This window comes from Peribacillus sp. NPDC097675 (assembly GCF_050277655.1).
GTDB lineage: Bacteria > Bacillota > Bacilli > Bacillales > DSM-1321 > Peribacillus.
Genome location: NZ_JBNNSK010000009.1, coordinates 23719 through 41526 on the forward strand (window position 1 = coordinate 23719; position 17808 = coordinate 41526).

Genomic DNA, 17808 nt, shown 5'->3' on the forward strand with positions numbered 1-17808 from the left:
CATGCCCTCGTCTTTTATAAATCTTTATGATGAAATGGACACTTTCCAAGGATTGGTTTACTATCATCACCAATGAAGAACTGTTTCCATTCATTGTGGTTTACATCACCAAAGTGGCTGATATCAGGATGTGTCGGTAGGTTATCCCACTTTTCAACTCGTTCACGAACCTTTTCACGTGACATGATTCCACCCTTTTCAGTCCCTTCCAACCCTTCAAATATCATCCGAGGCTGAAAACCTAGGACGAGGCTATTTCCTAAATCACGCGTTTTACGTTGTTTATAGGCAGGTGCATTACCAAAGATAAAGATTGGTTCTCCGGCAAAATGAAAATCCCAAAGATAATGTTCAGGGTCTTTTGGTTTTTCTATCGGCCATGGCGTTCGATCTTCGCCATGTAAATATTGAAGGATCTCCCAAAAGCGCTTACGATATAATTCTAGGTCTCCTTCTTCATTTTCTGGCTCCATAAAGACAAAAAGACCATGTCTGGTATAGGGAGGCTCCTGGAATAACTGCAGAAATTCCTCAACAGCCTTTGGAAGATTGGACCAATTTTCTTGTGTGATATATGCATAACGCAGCTCACCTTTATTTTCTGCCCTCATACCAAAATAGCACGGAAAAGTCTTATCTGTCACCGTATCATGAAATGTTTGGTATTCCTTTATCAACCATTGCGGTACTTTCTTCGGGTTGGTCATATCCTCTTTCGTTAATAAACAAGAATTTGCAGTCAGCATTTTATTTCTCCTCACGCCAGATTTATATTAATAGTTATTTACCCGCAAGTTATAAAATAAAACGTCTAATACACCTCAAATTATTGAATAATCATGCTAATAATCCCCATGAAGCCACCAACAAGGTGACTTATTTGAATCATTGCCCCCTCTTTAGAAATCACAGTTTAATTATATGTTATTTAAATAAATGTTAGTGTCTCACCATAATCATACGACTAATTATGATTTTGGGAGAGCATAAAACAAAGGAGTGATAGTGGATGACAAGAAGAAAAAAAATCCTTGTGGAAAATGCCCGGACTGAACTTAATCAATTAAAAGCAAGAGTTGCCGGAACAAAAAATCATGAAGATGCTAAATTTGAAGCTGCAAAGGAAGTAGGTGTACCTTTAAAAAAAGGATACAACGGAAAAATGACAGCTAAGCAGGCAGGAAAGATTGGCGGTTATCTTGGAGGTAGCATGGTTAAAACACTCGTAAAAATGGCTCGGGAAAACCTAAACAAAACCAGTGATTAATTTTTTTATAGGAGAGGAACCCTCCTCAGCCTATCTGTCCTTTAAATTTATATCGGTTCAATAGACTTTTATGCTTGTAATGCCAAAAAAGTTTAGAAAATAAAGAATTTAATATCCTGTTCCATAATCATGCTGGATTGTGCTTATTTACCTCTTCTACTTGGGAAACCATTTCTTCATTTTACATTTGTAAACGTGAGTAGAAATATTGCAATATTTAGCGAATGGAAAAGTGTTTACAACGGATAAATGAAAATGAACTTTCGTCTGTACATTAAGGGTAACCACCGGAAAGAAGCGGTTACGTGTTTGCTATGTAAATTTAACATTTAAACAACAAAAATAGGCAGACACGTCGTTAAACCAACATGTCTGCTTATTTTTTGTAATATGAGAAAAGAGCCTACAAATTATAGCTTGGTCTTTTTGCGATCTAAAGAGTTACTTTTTCTTCAACTTTCGTAATCCAATTTAATTCGTCTTTAATTTTCCCTGTTTGAACACCTGTTAATGTGTCATAGAGCCTTTTAGATAACTCACCTGTTTTTCCATTTTGTACTACCATTTCTTCACCATTCCATAGGAATTCTCCAATAGGAGAGATGACAGCTGCTGTTCCAGTTCCGAATGCTTCCTCTAATTGACCTGATTTATAAGCGTCATAGACATCCTGCATGGAAATTCGTTCTTCTCTCACTGGAAGGTCCCAATGTTTTAGCAATTCAATAATGGAATCACGCGTTATACCTGGGAGTATGCTGCCATTTAAAGCCGGTGTAATGATTTCTCCATTAATTTTAAAGAAAACATTCATGCTTCCCACTTCTTCGATATATTTCTTCTCCACTCCATCAAGCCAAAGAACTTGAGCATAACCAAGTTTTTCGGAGACTTCTTGGGCTTTAAGGCTCGAAGCATAGTTTCCGCCCGTCTTAGCTTCACCTGTACCACCATTCACAGCACGGGTGAAAGATGATTCAACTGCTATCTTAATAGGATGAATACCTTCTTTATAATAAGAACCTACCGGCGACATGATGATAATGAACTGATAACGATCTGAAGGAGACACCCCTAAATAAGGTTCCGTCGCTATGATGAAAGGTCGGATATATAATGAAGTACCTTTTGCTCTCGGAATCCATTCATTATCAATACTAATTAGGGTTTTTAATGCCTTCAAGGCAAAATCAACATCCACATCAGGAATACATAAACGATCATTTGAACTATTTAAGCGTTGAAAGTTTTTCTCCGGACGGAATAAAATAACTTCATCTTCCTCGGTTGCATATGCTTTTAATCCTTCAAAAACAGATTGTCCATAGTGAAAGATCATTGCTGATGGCTCTAATGAGAGCGGTTGATAAGGAACAATTCTTGGATCATGCCACCCTTGCCCTTGTGTATAGTCCATAATAAACATATGATCGGTAAAAGTTTTACCGAACTCCAGCTGGTCCGCCTTTGGCTTTTCTTTCTTTGTTGTACTAAGCGTGATTTGCATGTCATGTTCCTTCATTACCAAAACCCCTTGTTGAATAATTTTACAAGATTTCACTTCCATAAAACCTATCTTAATTAGTTTACTCCTATAAGGTTTCATAGTTCAAGCCCTTAAAACTAAATTTTCCGAATTTTTTAAAAAAAATTTAATTTTTCTCCTATTTAAAGGAATTTTTATTCTTTTCATACTGAATTGTCCCCCGACTCCTCGCTCTTTTAAATTTTATATCGTTTTTAATAGTATACATATGTTTTCATAGAGTTAATTATCCTATGGAATATATTCTATCTTTCCCTTATTTGTTCAATATAATAAAAAGTATTTCCACGTACATTCTTGTATATAGTCGGCATCTCCATTTTCGCCCTTCTTATTTGGAAAAATCAGGATCATACAACTACCCAAATTTGTGAATATTATAATTTTCGACCAATAATTTTTCAATAGTTTACTAGCATATCACCAATCTCTACTCTCGTTATGTAATCCTCTGACAGAAGAGGATTTGAAACAGGAACGGGGAGTTACTGGGGGTCGGCGCAGGAGCACTCATAACGGCTCCTATGGTATCTTATGCAGTCTGTAGAATCTCCTCTACTTATTATATTTTTAGGTGGCAGATATTTCATCCTTATGTTTCTGGGTGCTTCAAATATTGTACCTCCAATAGCAGGTAAGACTCCTGCAGGCATGAAAAAAGATATCGATAAAGAGAAAAGAATTGAAAAAAGATTTAAGACAGCCTCCTGCAAAAGAAGCATTTTAATCAAAGCACTTTTGGATGCTATGTTCCATGAATTGATTAATACTAGCACAGGAATTAACGTGATATTCGTAGCTTATCCTATAGGCTCAGGATGTCGTTGGTCTTTCCCATACGAGCGCCGCCACTCTAGTTAGTATCATGGGGGATCCTTCAATGGAGGCGGAAGACTTGGTTGGGCTGCTTCTTCTTATTATATGGGTCGTCCGAAAGTTTTCATCACTTTCTTCATTCAATTTGCAGCTTTCCTGTTACTCCTGACTGAAACCCTTTAAAATTTCAAGGGTTGATCCTACTCGTTGTTAGAAGCTACCAGGGCGGGTTCGCTAACCTTCCTACATTTGCTGATGATCTATTTGAAATAAAGGAAATAGGCGCAATGCATGGGTGTCCCTCGTTACTTGGTGGAGTACGAGGTCCTATGTGGGGAACATAAATTAGAGAAACTGCAAACAGCCGCATTCCATTATTTTACGTTTTTTTGCATTCATCATTTCTGTTTGGCGTCGTGTAGATATCAAGAAAATGAGAAACCCACAAGTACAGAAGGGACTCAAGCTTTATTTAGAAAAAATCTCTTTAATAAAGTTAGGTTTAACTATTAATTGTATAAAGAGCATTATCGAAGCAGGACCCAAAGTGAACACGTTTATATAATGCTTTTTTCTTTATCTCCTCTACTTTATAAAGGATTGGTATTCCAAATATGGATAATAAGAACCACCCAAAAGAATGTTTTATCTTTATTTTTACCAATACATTACATATAATTCCCTTAAAAGTCCTAATTAGGTGTAAATTATCATCTTAACTATAAAAAAAAAAAATAATTTTTAATTTATTATAGTAAATTTTTATTAGAAGTGGCATAATAACTGATGGCATCGTTGAAATGGTAAGTTAACCCTTGCCTCTTAACTGCCAAAAAAAAATAAAGAAAGTACATCAAGGGGGAGCAAAATGAGTTTTAACAACCCGCAACAAATGGCAGAGATTGCAATCAATGCAGGGAAAAAGAAAGCCACGTTGCCACTAAGAAGCATTTTAATTTTAGGATTTCTTGGAGGCGCGTTTATTGCCTTAGGTTTTCTATTTTACATCCGAGTTACAGCTGGATTACCACCTGAATGGGGTACATTGAACAACTTAATAGGCGGATTGGTTTTCCCGCTAGGTTTAATCCTAACGGTAGTAGCAGGAGCTGAATTATTAACAGGAAACATGATGGCCGTCTCTATGGCAGCACTTGCTAAAAAGGTTACCGTTAAACAATTGACAATTAACTGGATCCTAATTGCCATTGCTAACTTGGTTGGATCTGTTTTTGTGGCTTATGTATTTGGACATCTTCTTGGATTAACTGAAACAGGTATCTTCCTAGATAAAACTATTGCTGCTGCTCAATCAAAAGTGGACGCAAGTTTTATTGATGCTTTCATTTCTGCAGTAGGATGTAACTGGCTTGTGGCTTTGGCTATTTGGATGACATATAGCGCCGAAGATACAGCTGGTAAAATCATTGGTTTGTTCTTACCAATTGCCGCTTTCATCACAATTGGTTTTCAACACGTTGTAGCCAATATGTTTATTATTCCAGCCGGAATTTTTGCAGGATCACTTACATGGGGTGATTATATCATGAATTTCATTCCGGTATTTCTTGGTAATGCTGTCGGCGGTGGTATTTTGGTAGGTTGTCTCTACTTTGGTGCTTATGGTCGTTCAGGAAAACAGCAAGTAAAAGAAGTAAAAAATTTGAAAAAGACATCATAATATTTATTCAGACCTCCATTTATATGGGGGTCCTTTTTTATGTTTAATATGATGAACTGTTCCACTTTCAATTTCTCCTTTTTACGTTTAGCTTCTACCCTACCAAGGGAAATAAGAAAGGCATAGAGAGATAAGGGGGAATTTAATTTGTGGATAAACAAACCTTTTTTTAAATATGCAACAGGGATCATTTTAACCATACTCATTATTGTTTTACTAGGTAAAATAGAGTTTGTTTTAATTCCCATTCAACAAATCATTGCGGCAATGTTTTTCCCCATTATATTGGCTGGACTTTTATATTATATATTGAGACCAATTGTCAATTTTCTAAGTAAATTCATTCCTAAAACTTTTAGTATTTCCTTGGTTTTTTTAATCATATTTAGTGTGATTGGTTTAGGTAGTTACTATGGTAGCCCTATACTTGTTGACCAATTCCAAAAATTATCCGATAATTTTCCGAGTAAAGTTAAGGAGCTTTCGAGACAATCAGAAGATGTAATTGAAGAAAACGATTTGGGAATGATAAATATACATACTATAAAAGAAAAATCTCTTTCTTATTTCAGTGATTACTCAGAAAAAATCGTTACAAATGTCAGCACTATCTTCTCGACAGTTACAAGTGTTATTACAGTACTAGTTATAACACCGTTTATACTATTTTATTTTCTGAAGGATGGCGAAAAATTAAGACCTTTCTTATTGAAGTATATCCCTAGAGAAATGGAAGTAGAGGGCTACACTATTTTAAAGGATGTTGACAAGACTCTATCAACCTATATTATAGGTCAATTTATCGTTTCAGTTGTGATTGGAATATTATTGTATATTGGATACCTAATTATCGGCCTAGATTATGCGCTAGTATTTGCCCTTTTGGCAATGGTTTTTACCATTATTCCCTTTCTGGGTCCTTTAATTAGTGTCCTTCCAGCTATATTCATTGCTTTACAATCGGATCTTGGTTTAGCTGTAAAGGTGGTCATTGTCTTTGTGGTGGTTCAACAGGTGGAAGGTCACCTAATTACTCCTAATATTATGGGGAAAAGGCTTAACATCCATCCATTAACGATTATATTGCTACTTCTCGTTTCCGCTTCCCTATATGGGTTTATAGGGATATTAATTGCCATTCCAGTTTATTCTGTTGTAAAAACTATTATAGGGAACTTTAGGAAATTTTATAAACTGAGAAAGAAAAGTATATAAAAAGGCAATCTCTAAGTGGATTGCTCTTATTTTTAAACTATATGGGACCCTTATGGTCCTTTTTTTGAGCTTTTTAATAAAAGGTCCATAGCTTCGTTCATTCTTTTCTAAATACTTTTTTGACTAAACTTTTAAAAAAACTTGCTTTGACACTATTTTTCTTAATAGTTTGCGGTTTCTTCTTTTTCTCTTCAATATAAATGTTTTCTTTATCAATGGCATTTTTTTCAGCTAAAACAAGACCTAGTTTTGAATGATCATCCTTATTTAAGACAATCTTGTACGGAATGCTATATTCATTTGACAACTTAATGTATTTTCCTAAATATTGATAATCCATTTGACCATTCAGAAGCAAACTAGCCTGGGGATATTGTTTCATCTTATCTTGTATTTCTGGATAAATATCCTTTTCGAACACTTGTGATTTCGTTAGTACAATGATGACTCTTTCCCGTAATGTGCCAAGAAACTCCTTGCGCTCGCCAGGCTTAATTTCCTTTGGTCCAAATATCCCTTGTTCAAGATAATCCTCTACTTTACGCGACAAGTTTTGCTTCACCTCCTAACTCACTACTCACTATATGTTATATCGCTTATAACAGTGCCCAATTTTTCATGAATCTTCTTTCTAAGTATAGTTTAATTAAAAACATGTAAAATAACCTCTTCAATTCTAAGCTCCGATGAACCCGAATGAAAACTCTAATTGATAAGAAAATAAAACACTTATAACAATAGAATGACACAATATTATACATTTAGACACTTTTTATCCACATAAAAATATGCAATTCATGATATAATTTACAAATAAGCAGATAATGATTATACCCTGATTTCACATTACATATAAGGAGGTAATAAACAGATGTACGATGAACTACTTAAAACAATCATTGAATCAATTTTTGTTGTTGGAGCTATAGCCATGTTTGTTATTTTAGGATTTGTGAAGGGACCCCAGTCTTAAATTTCACTCCTTTATTTACAATAACCTGATTCCTTTTTTAGTAATCAGGTTAAACTTATGTACTTAATAAAAAGAAAAAAAGCATATCCTTTGCGGCATGCTTTTCCTTACCAATTATCCGTCTTATCTAATAATTTATCAATATCAAATGTATAGAGATGAACTGGAATTGATTCTTCGGCCATTTCTTCAGTTGCTAGCAGTAACTTATCAATGTCTATAGTAGCCAAATAAATTTCCTCCCTTTTTAATAAGCTATACCCGATATTTTCATATACTAAACATTACGTTATAATTTTTATTTTTTTGAGGGTATCTTCAACTATTTATCCTGAATCATTTTCAATTAAGTTCAATGGCACTTGGATCTTTTTGTTCAGCTGGAGAGAGCGAATTCATTAACTTCACTAATTTATATAGAGTCCCACTACAGATGATGACATCTGGAAGGTTATGGAATATTGATTTTTTATTAATATGATAATTTTCTTTTTCAGGGGAGTACACAACTATCTTTTTATTTAAAGACAGAGCATGCCCTAGTTCATAGAGATTCCCTTTCCCAGCAGTAAGAAAAATTAACATAAAGTCTGCTTCTTCTATTCCCTCTTTTTCATAATCTCCAATATTATTCGCAACTTCTTTATTCCCATTCTTCTCAATAAGATTCCAATCGTTAACACATGTGAATCCCTTTGCAGTTAATTTCTTTATCAATGATTTAACTTGTTTTATATTTTTTTCATCCGATGCTATATAATACTTCACTCATACACCTCCATATTATTAATACTTTTTACCTATAATAACTTTACTATACATATTCGTTATAAAGAACTAAATATCCTTTCGAAAAATTAAAATAATTACTTACAGCTCTTTTTTTAAAAAGACAGGAGCACAAAACCCTTCATTCCAGTATGGTGCTTGCCCATATTATTAAAGTAGGTTGCATTATGCGACCAGTTGACTTGAACAGCCTTTACCTAAATTACGAAATTAACTTTATGCCTTTTTCAGGAATTATGCTGAGAAGACAGGCAGGATATCCTATTGGGCTTAAGATTAAACTATTGGGCACATTCATGGCTTGTCTTACATCTCGGTAGGTATTTACAATAATAAAGTAAAAGTTCTCTCAGCAATCTGAGGTCATTTACCTACATCTATATTTCTAAAAGAGAATTATGACCGCGTTCGGTACTGCGAATAATTGGATAGGTAGCATTCCTCACATTTGAAACTTAATTAAGAAATATGATAGAAAATATTAAGACAACAAAAAAGGAAATTACCAACAAATTTTCTATTATGTACTTTGTGAGAAATACGCACATTCGTTAGCTCTAATTCATTTGAGATCATTGACTAAAATAGTAAAAATCAATCGTTAAGTAAGATATTTGTTGAGAGAATTTGACTCACTATATTTTGGAAGGTGCATTTACCTTCTAAATAACTTTTTATTAATTCTAGATTTGCCATTGCTAGCGAATGTATACAATAAATTTCATAGAAAAAAGCCTTATCCTCTTTCCAGGACAAGGCTTTGCTTATCTTTTTCATAGATGATATGTTCAATTTCAATGCGAAATGGATCAGCCTCACAAATATTAATACCTCTATCTACATTCACTTTTTCCATTTCTGTTGCATCGGGAATTAACTTTTTGGCATGAATAAAATGTTCGATCATAGAACGTAACAGTTCTTGAGCACATGCTAGAGCATCCGTCCTATTTCTGCCGCTAACGGAAGAAATAAAACCCTTTCTTTTAAAATCCGGGAAACAAACTTGAATTGTAAATGAATCAATAATCAAAGGATGCTCTTCATAATAAAAAACAGCAGGATACTTAAATATCTGACTGACCAAAAAAATACATCCCCCCTCTGAAATTTTTTGTTCAATTCAATTATAACATATTTTACCAAACAAACATATTTTTTTATTGTTTGTCAAGTTTGTAGAGCATATTAAATTAAGTAGGTAGCATTGCCAACATTTACTACAACGTATATAAATAAAAGAAAAATCACAATCGTAATCATATTTAAAGTGATGCCAATAATATTACATACCTTCCCAAGCAGTCGCCAAATTCATACCACACTCTCCGGATAGAGCGATTTTCTTTTTAGTACTTGAAGCAAAGAACAGACCAATTCCCCATAATTAATGATGGAAACGCTTTGCAATTGCTTTTCTTGATTTCAAGCATTTTTACACCTTTCTTCATTATAGGTATAAGATTTTGACACGAAAAAGATCCATATGAAAGCTTATAACAATGAAAAGAGTTGTTAAAAAAAGAAACTCCGACTCAAATAATGAGTCCGAGTTTTCAGGTGCGTTTTAATTCTAATCTCCTGGCTAGTAATGACAAGCTGAAATTCACCAAGAAATACATAAGTGCTACTAAAATTAAAATGGGCTTTAGGAAATTTTGATTTTGCCCATAAATAATTTGACCTTGATGAGTCAATTCTGGTAATGAAATGACAACAGCCAACGATGTATCTTTCAATAAAGAGATAAATTGGCTAACGATTGGTGGTACCATTCGACGCAGTGCCTGTGGAAGAATGATATGTATCAAGGCTTGAACATAACTTAAACCAGATGATCGAGCTGCTTCCATTTGTCCTTTATCAACTGACTTCAACCCACTTCGAATGACTTCAGATATCATGGCTGATTCGAAAACCGTCAGTGCCACAATAGCTGCTGGTAATATTTCGAATTTAATTCCTACTTCCGGTAACGCTAAATATGTAAAAAGTATAATTAACAGTAGTGGTAAATTACGAATTGTTTCGACAGCCACAGCTAATATTTGTGATACAACAGGTATCTTTGCATAACGTAATATTCCTATAAGTCCACCAATGATAAAACTCAAAACGATAGATACAAAAGCCACCTGAATGGTTACCCAAAAACCTTCTAATAAAAACTTCAAATGATCTGGCGTGTATGCTCCTATAAAATCCATGTCTTATACCTCCCTCAATTACTCTTAGCCAGGCGTTTTTCTAAATAACCTACGCCAAGGCTTAAAGGAATGGTAAGAATTAAATAAAACGCTGCTACGAAAATGTATACATCAAATACAACAAAGGTTCTCGAAGAGATTAAATCACCGTGGTACATAAGATCAAGCCCAGCAACTACTGCTAAAATAGAAGAATTTTTAACTAGATTGATAAACTGGTTACCAAGAGGGGGAATGACAATTTTCACGGCTTGTGGCAAAATTATGTATCTCATCGCTTGTCCATAAGTCAGACCTGAAGAACGGGCAGCTTCCATTTGTCCTCTTGATACTGAAAGTATCCCGGCTCTAATGGCTTCTGCTATAAAAGATGACGTGTAGATAGTCAAAGCTAACGTACCTGCATATAATCCACTTAACTTTAAACCTAGAAAAAAGAAAAATGTGATGATCAATAATGGTATATTCCGTATGAACTCCACATAAGCAGTCCCAATCCAGTTCAATGGCTTAATCGGGGCAATTCTCATAATTGCAATAAGGACTCCAAGGATTAAGCTTGATACTAAAGCAATCAAACTCGATATGATTGTGTTTTTGAAACCAAGTAAATACATATCCAAATTTTCTGTCAAAATGGAGAAATCAAGCATGATATCCACTCTCCTCTAACTAATCAGGATGAGCAATTTGCTCATCCTGATAGATACAAATATTAATTTTTAGAAGATAACTAAAGATGAATTCAAATTCACCCCTTATTCTCCTCCCACATTTAATTCAATAGACTATTTTTTCTTAATCCATTTATCATGAATTTCGTCATATTTGCCCGAGTCTTTAATGGCTTTTAGAGCTTTATTTAATTCATCTACAAATTTCTCATTTCCTTTTTTGACAGCAATCCCATAAGGCTCATCTGTAAATGTACCACCAACAAGTTCGTAGGTCGGATCCTCATCAACCATTCCATAAAGGATTGAATCATCTGTCGTCAAGGTATCTCCTTGACCTGATTTAAGAGCAGCAAATGCTTCTGAATAATTCTCGAATTCTAATACTTGTGCTTCAGGGGCTTTTTCACGGATATTTATGGCTGATGTAGAACCTTTTACAGCCAATACCTTTTTACCTTTTAAATCATCGATTCCTTTAATATCGCTTCCCTTTTTAACAAGTAATGATTGTCCAGCATCAAAATAGACATCAGTGAAGTCGACTTCTTTTTTACGTTCTTCCGTAATGGTCATAGTAGCTACAATCGCATCAATGTCTCCATTATTCAATAAAGGCATTCTTGTTTTTGAAGTTACTTCTTTAAATTCTACTTTTTCTTCATCGCCAAGGATTTCACCGGCTAGTGCTTTTGCTATGTCGATATCAAAGCCTTCTACTTCTTTTGTATTTGGATTTTTCAACCCGAATAAACGCGTATCATTTTTTACCCCAAATACGATTTTATCGTTTTTCTTAATTTGAGCTAACTTATCTTTTTCTTTACTTCCACCATCTTTACCTTCATCTGATTCCTTATCTCCGCCGCAACCAGCCAACAAAATGACAGCCAGAACCGATAGCAATGATAATTGTAACCATTTCAATTTCTTCATTTTCTTCAACATGTAAATCACCCCTGTTTTTTATTTAATGATTTAATATACGGCTAAGAAATAGACGTGCCCTCTCTTCTTGAGGGTTATCGTAAAAATCAGCCGGTATTGCCTCCTCCAAAATCCTACCCTCGTCCATAAACACGATTCGGTCCGCCACTTCACGGGCAAATCCCATTTCGTGTGTTACCACGACCATCGTCATTCCTTCTAGAGCAAGGGTTTTCATTACATCGAGTACCTCGCCGATCATTTCTGGATCCAAGGCTGAGGTCGGTTCATCAAACAACATGATTTCTGGGCCCATCGCCAACCCTCTAGCTATGGCCACACGTTGTTGCTGTCCACCGGAAAGCTGAGAAGGAAAAGAATTTGCCTTATCTGCAATCCCGACCTTTTCCAAATACTTTTGAGCAATTTTTTCCGCTTGCGCATTCGTTTGTCCTAATACCTTCTTAGGTGCCAGCATGATATTTTCGAGAACCGTTTTATGAGGATACAGATGAAAATGTTGAAAAACCATACCAATGTTTCTCCGTAGCTTATTGATATCTGTTTTTTTATCAGCTACATTCAATCCGTTAATGGACAAAGACCCTTCCGTTATTGTTTCTAAACGATTAATACAGCGAAGAAGCGTACTTTTTCCTGAACCAGATGGACCAATTACTACGACAACTTCTCCCTTATTAATTGTAAGATTAATATCTTTCAATACATGGAAATCACCAAAATACTTATTAACCTGATCAAAAACAATCATCTTTATCCTCCCTAGCCTGTAACATATACAAGAATCAATAAAGCTATAGATAATCAAAATATTCAGAATAAAAAACTGAAAATACGTTATTTGATTGATTATCATTTCTAAATCCCATTTAAAAGCTTATGTATACTCTCTATCTTCTACCACAAACAATTCACTTATAGCTATATCAGACTATCAATACAAATAATATTATTTCTGCTATAACACTATTTATTATATATAATTCTAGATAAAATTACCATAAAAACTTATATTTGTTAAATATTATATTTTATACCATTATAATGATGTGGAATTTTTTCTAATTTAAGATGAGATAAATATCACTACCCTCAACTAAAAGTACCTACTTAAAAAGAAACGATACATATTCATAAAATCCACATTAAGAAGGCAGAATGTTGTTCATTCACATTCTGCCTTTCTCTAATTTCATTAGATATCTTTACTCATTTATCAAAGCATCTTCAAACGGTGCTGAAAATTGGCCTTTCGGTCCAAGCATATCCGTTTCCGACTCTCTTTTTTCACCATCTACTTCATAATAGCCAGCAGGAAAGTAATCAAATAAGGCACTTTCCCTATGTAATTCCAAAAAGTAATCCGATAAATCATCCATAAATTGCTGATATTCTTTTTGCTGAATGATTTGCCCATACTCATCAATTTGAAAATTCTCATTAATTGCTTCCTGTATTCCATCATGGTTGGATGCTGCAATATATAAATCGACATCTCCGCATTCCATACACAACAGTACACATTCTTCACTAGCTTCATCATAAGAATTTCGAACAATTTCTTTCAAAATGGCATCAATTTTATTGAAGTTAACTAATTGTATAGTAGTCTGAATCACAATAATCCCTCCATATTTAATTTTCTCATATATCTCCTCTTCATTTCTCTCTTCAGTAAAACAAAGATGAGTAACAATAATAGTATTCGTCTGGCATAATCACTTCAGTTACTTATTCACTTATTCAACTCAGTTACTAAAATTCATCACTCATTTTAGTTTTCTTCTTGGGAACTATCTTCTTTTTAGTTAAAACCCGTTCCTGCCTAGGTTCAATAATAGCATGATAGATGAAAAGATGAAAAAAACCTGCACACTGTTCTTGTCCATGACTCGAAAGGACACCATCAGTTTCACTCTTGAAGCTTCATATTCTGAAAAACATATTAAAATATACCTTGTCATAGAAAGGCACATCACAAAGGACCGCGCACTTATAAAAAGTGTTAAACATTCTGCCATACTTTCCAAGGAACTTTCCTGCTAACTGAAAATTCATTGTTCAGTTTAAAAAAAACATTCCATATATTACTATTTATGTTATATAATATATAAAGTAGATGTTACAAAACATAACATCATTATGATTTATAAAAACTTTTAAGGGGTGTTTTATTTGGACTTGAAATTCATGGAAATGGCAGTTCAATTGGCTACGGAAAATGTAAAGAAAAAAAACGGAGGTCCTTTTGGAGCTGTGATCGTTAAGGATGGGGTCATTATAGGAAGAGGCTGTAATAATGTTACTACTGCCTTTGATCCCACCGCACACGCAGAAATACAAGCTATTCGTGATGCCTGTAAAAACTTGAACAGCTTTCAACTTACAGATTGTGAAATCTATACGAGTTGTGAGCCATGCCCGATGTGTATAGGGGCACTTTATTGGGCACGCCCTAAAGCCATCTATTATTCTTGTACAAAAGAAGACGCAGCCCAAATCGGCTTTGATGATGACTTTATTTATCAAGAGCTTGCAATACCAATGGAAAACCGTTCGCTCGCCATGCATAGAATAGACTTTAACAACCATGATTTACCATTCCGGACTTGGGAATCTCTTGAAGCCAGAGTGGAATACTGACAAAAAGAATATAGATACTGATGTGGAGGCTCTAAATGAAAGAAAAATTACTAAAAAAAAGAATAGACGTTGCCTCAGGAAGAATTCCTGCTGATTGTGTCATAAAAAACGGGAAAATCATCGATGTATTTAATGGTGAGATTGTTACTGGGGACATAGCAATTGTAGATGGATATATTGCAGGAGTTGGAAATTACGAGGGAATATCAGAAATAGACGCCTTCGGTACATTCGTATCTCCAACATTTATTGATGGTCATGTTCATATTGAATCCTCCATGGTACGCCCTTCCGAACTAGCTAAAGTTCTGCTTTTACATGGAGTAACCTGCATCATTGCGGACCCTCATGAGATCGCCAATGTTTCAGGAATCAAAGGAATTCAATATATGATCGAACAATCCAACCACCTCCCCTTTGACTTTTTCTTCATGATGCCATCTTGTGTCCCCGCTACTAATTTCGAGGATGCAGGTGCCATTTTAAGAAGTGAGGATTTATCTCCATTTTACAAAGATCCACGTGTGCTTGGTTTAGCTGAAGTGATGAATTTTCATGCCGTTTCTATTACAGATGATGATATGATCCAAAAATTAATCGTTGCACAACAAAACGGTAAAAAAATTGATGGCCACGCTGCGGGACTAACAGAACAACAGCTTAATGTATATATGACTGCCGGTATCCATACCGATCATGAATGTACCACAGCAACACAAGCAAGAGAACGACTCCGGAAAGGCATGTATCTGATGCTTCGCGAGGGGACTGTAGCCAAAGACTTATGTAACCTTCTCCCTGCCGTTACCGAGAGAAATTCCCGCCGTTGTTTATTCGTCACGGATGATCGGCACCTAGATGATCTTGTAGCTGAAGGAAGCATTGACCACCATGTAAGAATATCAATCGAAGAAGGAATACCTGCTCTGACCGCGATTCAGATGGCTACGATAAATGCAGCCGAATGCTTTGGCCTAAGGGAGCACGGTGCTATTGCTCCTGGATATAAGGCCGACCTTCTTCTATTCGAAGATCTTAACTCCATCCAAATTCAATCCGTTTTTAAAGATGGCAAACTTATTGCAAAAGATGGCCAATTAGTAAACTTTCCAGTCCTACCCTTGCATCCGATTGAGGAAGAATTAAAACACACTGTCCGAATACAAGAGTTATCAGATACAGATTTTAAAATAAAGCTACATGATACCCTTGCCAATCTTATTGAGATTACACCGAACAGTTTAATTACAAAACATACAATTGAATCAGTTACTCGTGACCAAAATGGTTTGTTCCTGTCTTCTCCTTCGAAAGATCAAATTAAACTTGCGGTCATAGAGCGTCATCACATGACCAAGCAAATTGGACTAGGAATCGTCAAGGGTCTCGGCTTGCAATCAGGAACAATCGCCACAACTGTCTCACATGATTCACACAACTTAATAATGGCTGGTACGAATGACTACGATATGTGCGTTGCTGCTGAAGAAATTAAAAAGATGCAGGGAGGATTAGTCATCGTACAAGATGGTAAAACATTAGCCGCGCTCCCGCTTCCGATTTCCGGACTAATGAGTGCAGCTACTTCCACGGAAGTAGTTCACTTATTAAAGGAGATTGATATCGCTTTATTGAAAATTGGTGCCAACAGACAATTCAACCCATTCCTGACACTTGCTTTTTTAGCACTTCCTGTTATTCCTGAAATTAAATTAACTGCCCAAGGTTTATTTTCGGTCTCCTCATTTCAACATATTCCTATAGATGCAAGCATTTCTAACAGAAAAACCGAAACATTTTAAACTCCCATGGCATTGTGGGAGTTTTTCAATTAATAAATGAAAAATTTATTGTAAATCAAGGTTCAACTTCATTTAATTCGGGGAAAGATATATGAGTTCATATGTTAAAATAAACTTATTATCTTTCTAGGAGGGAATTATTATGGGGAATCAGTCACAAAAATACACAGGGTATATTGGTACTTACACTAAAGGGGACAGTCAAGGGATCTATCGCTTTACACTTGATCCAAATGAAGGGAAAATTACAACACCAGCCCTTGCTGCAGAATTAAAAGATCCTACTTATGTCACTATAAGTGAAGATAAAAAACATTTGTACGCCATTTTAAAAGAGGAAGGCAGTGGCGGTATTTCTGCGTACTCCATCGACGAAGAGTCTGGTGAACTTTCCTACCTTGGTAAGCAACTCACACCGAATGGATCTTATTGCCATATCAGTATAAATAGTGATAAAAACGTTATAGCCACCGCCAATTACGGAGATGGTATCATTGAAACATATAAGCTCGATCCGGATTTCATCCCTTCCGGCGTTACATCCACGGTGCGTCATACAGGAAAGGGGCCAAATAAGGAGAGACAGGAAAAGGCACATGCACATTATGCAGGATTTACCCCGGATGAAAAATTCATTGTGGTCGTAGATCTTGGAATTGATCAAATAAACACCTATGAGATACATAACGGATCATTAGAAAAAGTAAATAGTTTGACAGTAACTCCGGGAAGTGGACCAAGACACCTGACCTTCCATCCTAATGGAAAAATCGCCTATGTAGTGGCAGAACTTGCACCAGAAGTCATTGTATTAGCTTATGACAACCGTAATGGAAGTTTTTCTGAATTACAAACCATCCGCACAACCCCAGAAAATTTCCAGGAGAATAATCAAGGCAGTGCCATTCACATCTCTTCTGATGGAAAATTTGTTTATGCTGCAAATCGCGGCCACAATAGCATTGCCGTCTTCCAAACCGATGAGCAAACCGGAAAGCTGACCTTAGTAGAACTAGTTTCCACAGAGGGGAATTGGCCGCGTGACTTCTCCCTTGATCCGAGCGAAAAGTTCCTAGTTGCTTCTAATGAGGAATCTGGAAACTTGACGTTATATTCTCGAAATGAGGAATCTGGAAAACTAACTTTACTACAAAAGGATATCAAAGTACCTTTCCCAGTTTGCGTAAAATTCCTTTAATTAGTTTTTAATATAAAAATAAGAGGATTGAAGCAGTTGAATACTGCTC

The 17808-nt window shown here is 35.4% G+C and carries 18 protein-coding genes; 7 read left to right on the forward strand and 11 right to left on the reverse strand.

Going from position 1 to position 17808, the window contains the following annotated elements; all coding sequences use genetic code 11:
• Positions 1-14: 14 nt before the first annotated feature.
• Positions 15-746, reverse strand: a complete 732-nt coding sequence (locus tag ACQKL5_RS14125; RefSeq protein WP_427609528.1) for a YqcI/YcgG family protein — start codon at positions 744-746, stop codon at positions 15-17.
• Between the two features lie 263 nt (positions 747-1009).
• Between ACQKL5_RS14125 and ACQKL5_RS14130 the strand changes: the two genes are divergently transcribed.
• Positions 1010-1267 carry a small, acid-soluble spore protein, alpha/beta type gene (locus tag ACQKL5_RS14130; RefSeq protein ID WP_427609529.1) on the forward strand — a complete coding sequence of 86 codons (258 nt, stop codon included), beginning with the start codon at positions 1010-1012 and terminating at the stop codon, positions 1265-1267.
• A 433-nt stretch (positions 1268-1700) separates the two neighbouring features.
• Here the strand turns inward: ACQKL5_RS14130 and ACQKL5_RS14135 are convergent, their stop codons facing one another.
• Entirely contained in the window at positions 1701-2789 is a 1089-nt protein-coding gene (locus tag ACQKL5_RS14135; protein ID WP_427609530.1) for a branched-chain amino acid aminotransferase, read from the reverse strand.
• 558 nt (positions 2790-3347) lie between these two features.
• Here ACQKL5_RS14135 and ACQKL5_RS14140 point away from each other — a divergent pair.
• The 3 genes from ACQKL5_RS14140 (at position 3348) to ACQKL5_RS14150 (ending at position 6525) form a co-directional block, all read left to right on the forward strand.
• Positions 3348-3674 carry a hypothetical protein gene (locus ACQKL5_RS14140; protein ID WP_427609531.1) on the forward strand — a complete coding sequence of 109 codons (327 nt, stop codon included), beginning with the start codon at positions 3348-3350 and terminating at the stop codon, positions 3672-3674.
• A gap of 823 nt (positions 3675-4497) precedes the next feature.
• On the forward strand, positions 4498-5310 hold the full coding sequence (locus tag ACQKL5_RS14145) for a formate/nitrite transporter family protein (protein WP_427609532.1): 813 nt from the start codon (positions 4498-4500) through the stop codon (positions 5308-5310).
• Positions 5311-5457: 147 nt separating this feature from the next.
• Entirely contained in the window at positions 5458-6525 is a 1068-nt protein-coding gene (locus tag ACQKL5_RS14150) for an AI-2E family transporter (protein ID WP_427609533.1), read from the forward strand.
• Between the two features lie 97 nt (positions 6526-6622).
• Here the strand turns inward: ACQKL5_RS14150 and ACQKL5_RS14155 are convergent, their stop codons facing one another.
• From ACQKL5_RS14155 to ACQKL5_RS14195, 9 genes are all read right to left on the reverse strand, one after another.
• Positions 6623-7075 (reverse strand): YueI family protein, encoded by a 453-nt coding sequence (locus tag ACQKL5_RS14155; protein ID WP_427609534.1) that lies wholly within the window; start codon positions 7073-7075, stop codon positions 6623-6625.
• Positions 7076-7605: 530 nt separating this feature from the next.
• A complete protein-coding gene (locus ACQKL5_RS14160; RefSeq protein WP_402868629.1) occupies positions 7606-7728 on the reverse strand; it encodes a hypothetical protein in 123 nt (40 codons plus the stop codon).
• Positions 7729-7840: 112 nt separating this feature from the next.
• Positions 7841-8266, reverse strand: coding sequence for a nucleoside 2-deoxyribosyltransferase (locus ACQKL5_RS14165; protein ID WP_427609535.1), 426 nt, complete (start codon positions 8264-8266; stop codon positions 7841-7843).
• Between the two features lie 757 nt (positions 8267-9023).
• Complete coding sequence (locus ACQKL5_RS14170; protein WP_427609536.1) at positions 9024-9374, reverse strand: type II toxin-antitoxin system HicB family antitoxin; 351 nt, start codon at positions 9372-9374, stop codon at positions 9024-9026.
• Positions 9375-9843: 469 nt separating this feature from the next.
• Complete coding sequence (locus ACQKL5_RS14175) at positions 9844-10494, reverse strand: amino acid ABC transporter permease (protein WP_427609537.1); 651 nt, start codon at positions 10492-10494, stop codon at positions 9844-9846.
• Positions 10495-10508: 14 nt separating this feature from the next.
• The gene (locus ACQKL5_RS14180) at positions 10509-11147 is read right to left on the reverse strand and encodes an amino acid ABC transporter permease (protein WP_427609716.1); all 639 of its coding nucleotides are present in this window, start codon (positions 11145-11147) and stop codon (positions 10509-10511) included.
• A gap of 135 nt (positions 11148-11282) precedes the next feature.
• The gene (locus ACQKL5_RS14185; protein ID WP_427609717.1) at positions 11283-12104 is read right to left on the reverse strand and encodes a transporter substrate-binding domain-containing protein; all 822 of its coding nucleotides are present in this window, start codon (positions 12102-12104) and stop codon (positions 11283-11285) included.
• Between the two features lie 34 nt (positions 12105-12138).
• A complete protein-coding gene (locus ACQKL5_RS14190; RefSeq protein WP_427609538.1) occupies positions 12139-12867 on the reverse strand; it encodes an amino acid ABC transporter ATP-binding protein in 729 nt (242 codons plus the stop codon).
• A 454-nt stretch (positions 12868-13321) separates the two neighbouring features.
• Entirely contained in the window at positions 13322-13735 is a 414-nt protein-coding gene (locus ACQKL5_RS14195) for a hypothetical protein (RefSeq protein ID WP_427609539.1), read from the reverse strand.
• A gap of 571 nt (positions 13736-14306) precedes the next feature.
• Here ACQKL5_RS14195 and ACQKL5_RS14200 point away from each other — a divergent pair.
• The 3 genes from ACQKL5_RS14200 to ACQKL5_RS14210 all read left to right on the forward strand — a co-directional run bounded on the left by ACQKL5_RS14200 (position 14307) and on the right by ACQKL5_RS14210 (position 17759).
• A complete protein-coding gene (locus ACQKL5_RS14200) occupies positions 14307-14759 on the forward strand; it encodes a nucleoside deaminase (protein WP_427609718.1) in 453 nt (150 codons plus the stop codon).
• 35 nt (positions 14760-14794) lie between these two features.
• Complete coding sequence (gene ade / locus ACQKL5_RS14205; protein ID WP_427609540.1) at positions 14795-16561, forward strand: adenine deaminase; 1767 nt, start codon at positions 14795-14797, stop codon at positions 16559-16561.
• A gap of 139 nt (positions 16562-16700) precedes the next feature.
• Positions 16701-17759, forward strand: coding sequence for a lactonase family protein (locus ACQKL5_RS14210; protein WP_427609719.1), 1059 nt, complete (start codon positions 16701-16703; stop codon positions 17757-17759).
• The last annotated feature ends 49 nt before the right edge of the window (positions 17760-17808 follow it).

Coding starts and splice junctions, on each gene's coding strand:
- ACQKL5_RS14125 (WP_427609528.1), bottom strand. CDS start 746: ATGCTGACTGCAAATTCTTGTTTATTAACGAAAGAGGATATGACCAAC.
- ACQKL5_RS14130 (WP_427609529.1), top strand. CDS start 1,010: ATGACAAGAAGAAAAAAAATCCTTGTGGAAAATGCCCGGACTGAACTT.
- ACQKL5_RS14135 (WP_427609530.1), bottom strand. CDS start 2,789: ATGAAGGAACATGACATGCAAATCACGCTTAGTACAACAAAGAAAGAA.
- ACQKL5_RS14140 (WP_427609531.1), top strand. CDS start 3,348: ATGCAGTCTGTAGAATCTCCTCTACTTATTATATTTTTAGGTGGCAGA.
- ACQKL5_RS14145 (WP_427609532.1), top strand. CDS start 4,498: ATGAGTTTTAACAACCCGCAACAAATGGCAGAGATTGCAATCAATGCA.
- ACQKL5_RS14175 (WP_427609537.1), bottom strand. CDS start 10,494: ATGGATTTTATAGGAGCATACACGCCAGATCATTTGAAGTTTTTATTA.
- ACQKL5_RS14180 (WP_427609716.1), bottom strand. CDS start 11,147: ATGCTTGATTTCTCCATTTTGACAGAAAATTTGGATATGTATTTACTT.
- ACQKL5_RS14185 (WP_427609717.1), bottom strand. CDS start 12,104: ATGAAGAAATTGAAATGGTTACAATTATCATTGCTATCGGTTCTGGCT.
- ACQKL5_RS14190 (WP_427609538.1), bottom strand. CDS start 12,867: ATGATTGTTTTTGATCAGGTTAATAAGTATTTTGGTGATTTCCATGTA.
- ACQKL5_RS14200 (WP_427609718.1), top strand. CDS start 14,307: ATGGAAATGGCAGTTCAATTGGCTACGGAAAATGTAAAGAAAAAAAAC.
- ade (WP_427609540.1), top strand. CDS start 14,795: ATGAAAGAAAAATTACTAAAAAAAAGAATAGACGTTGCCTCAGGAAGA.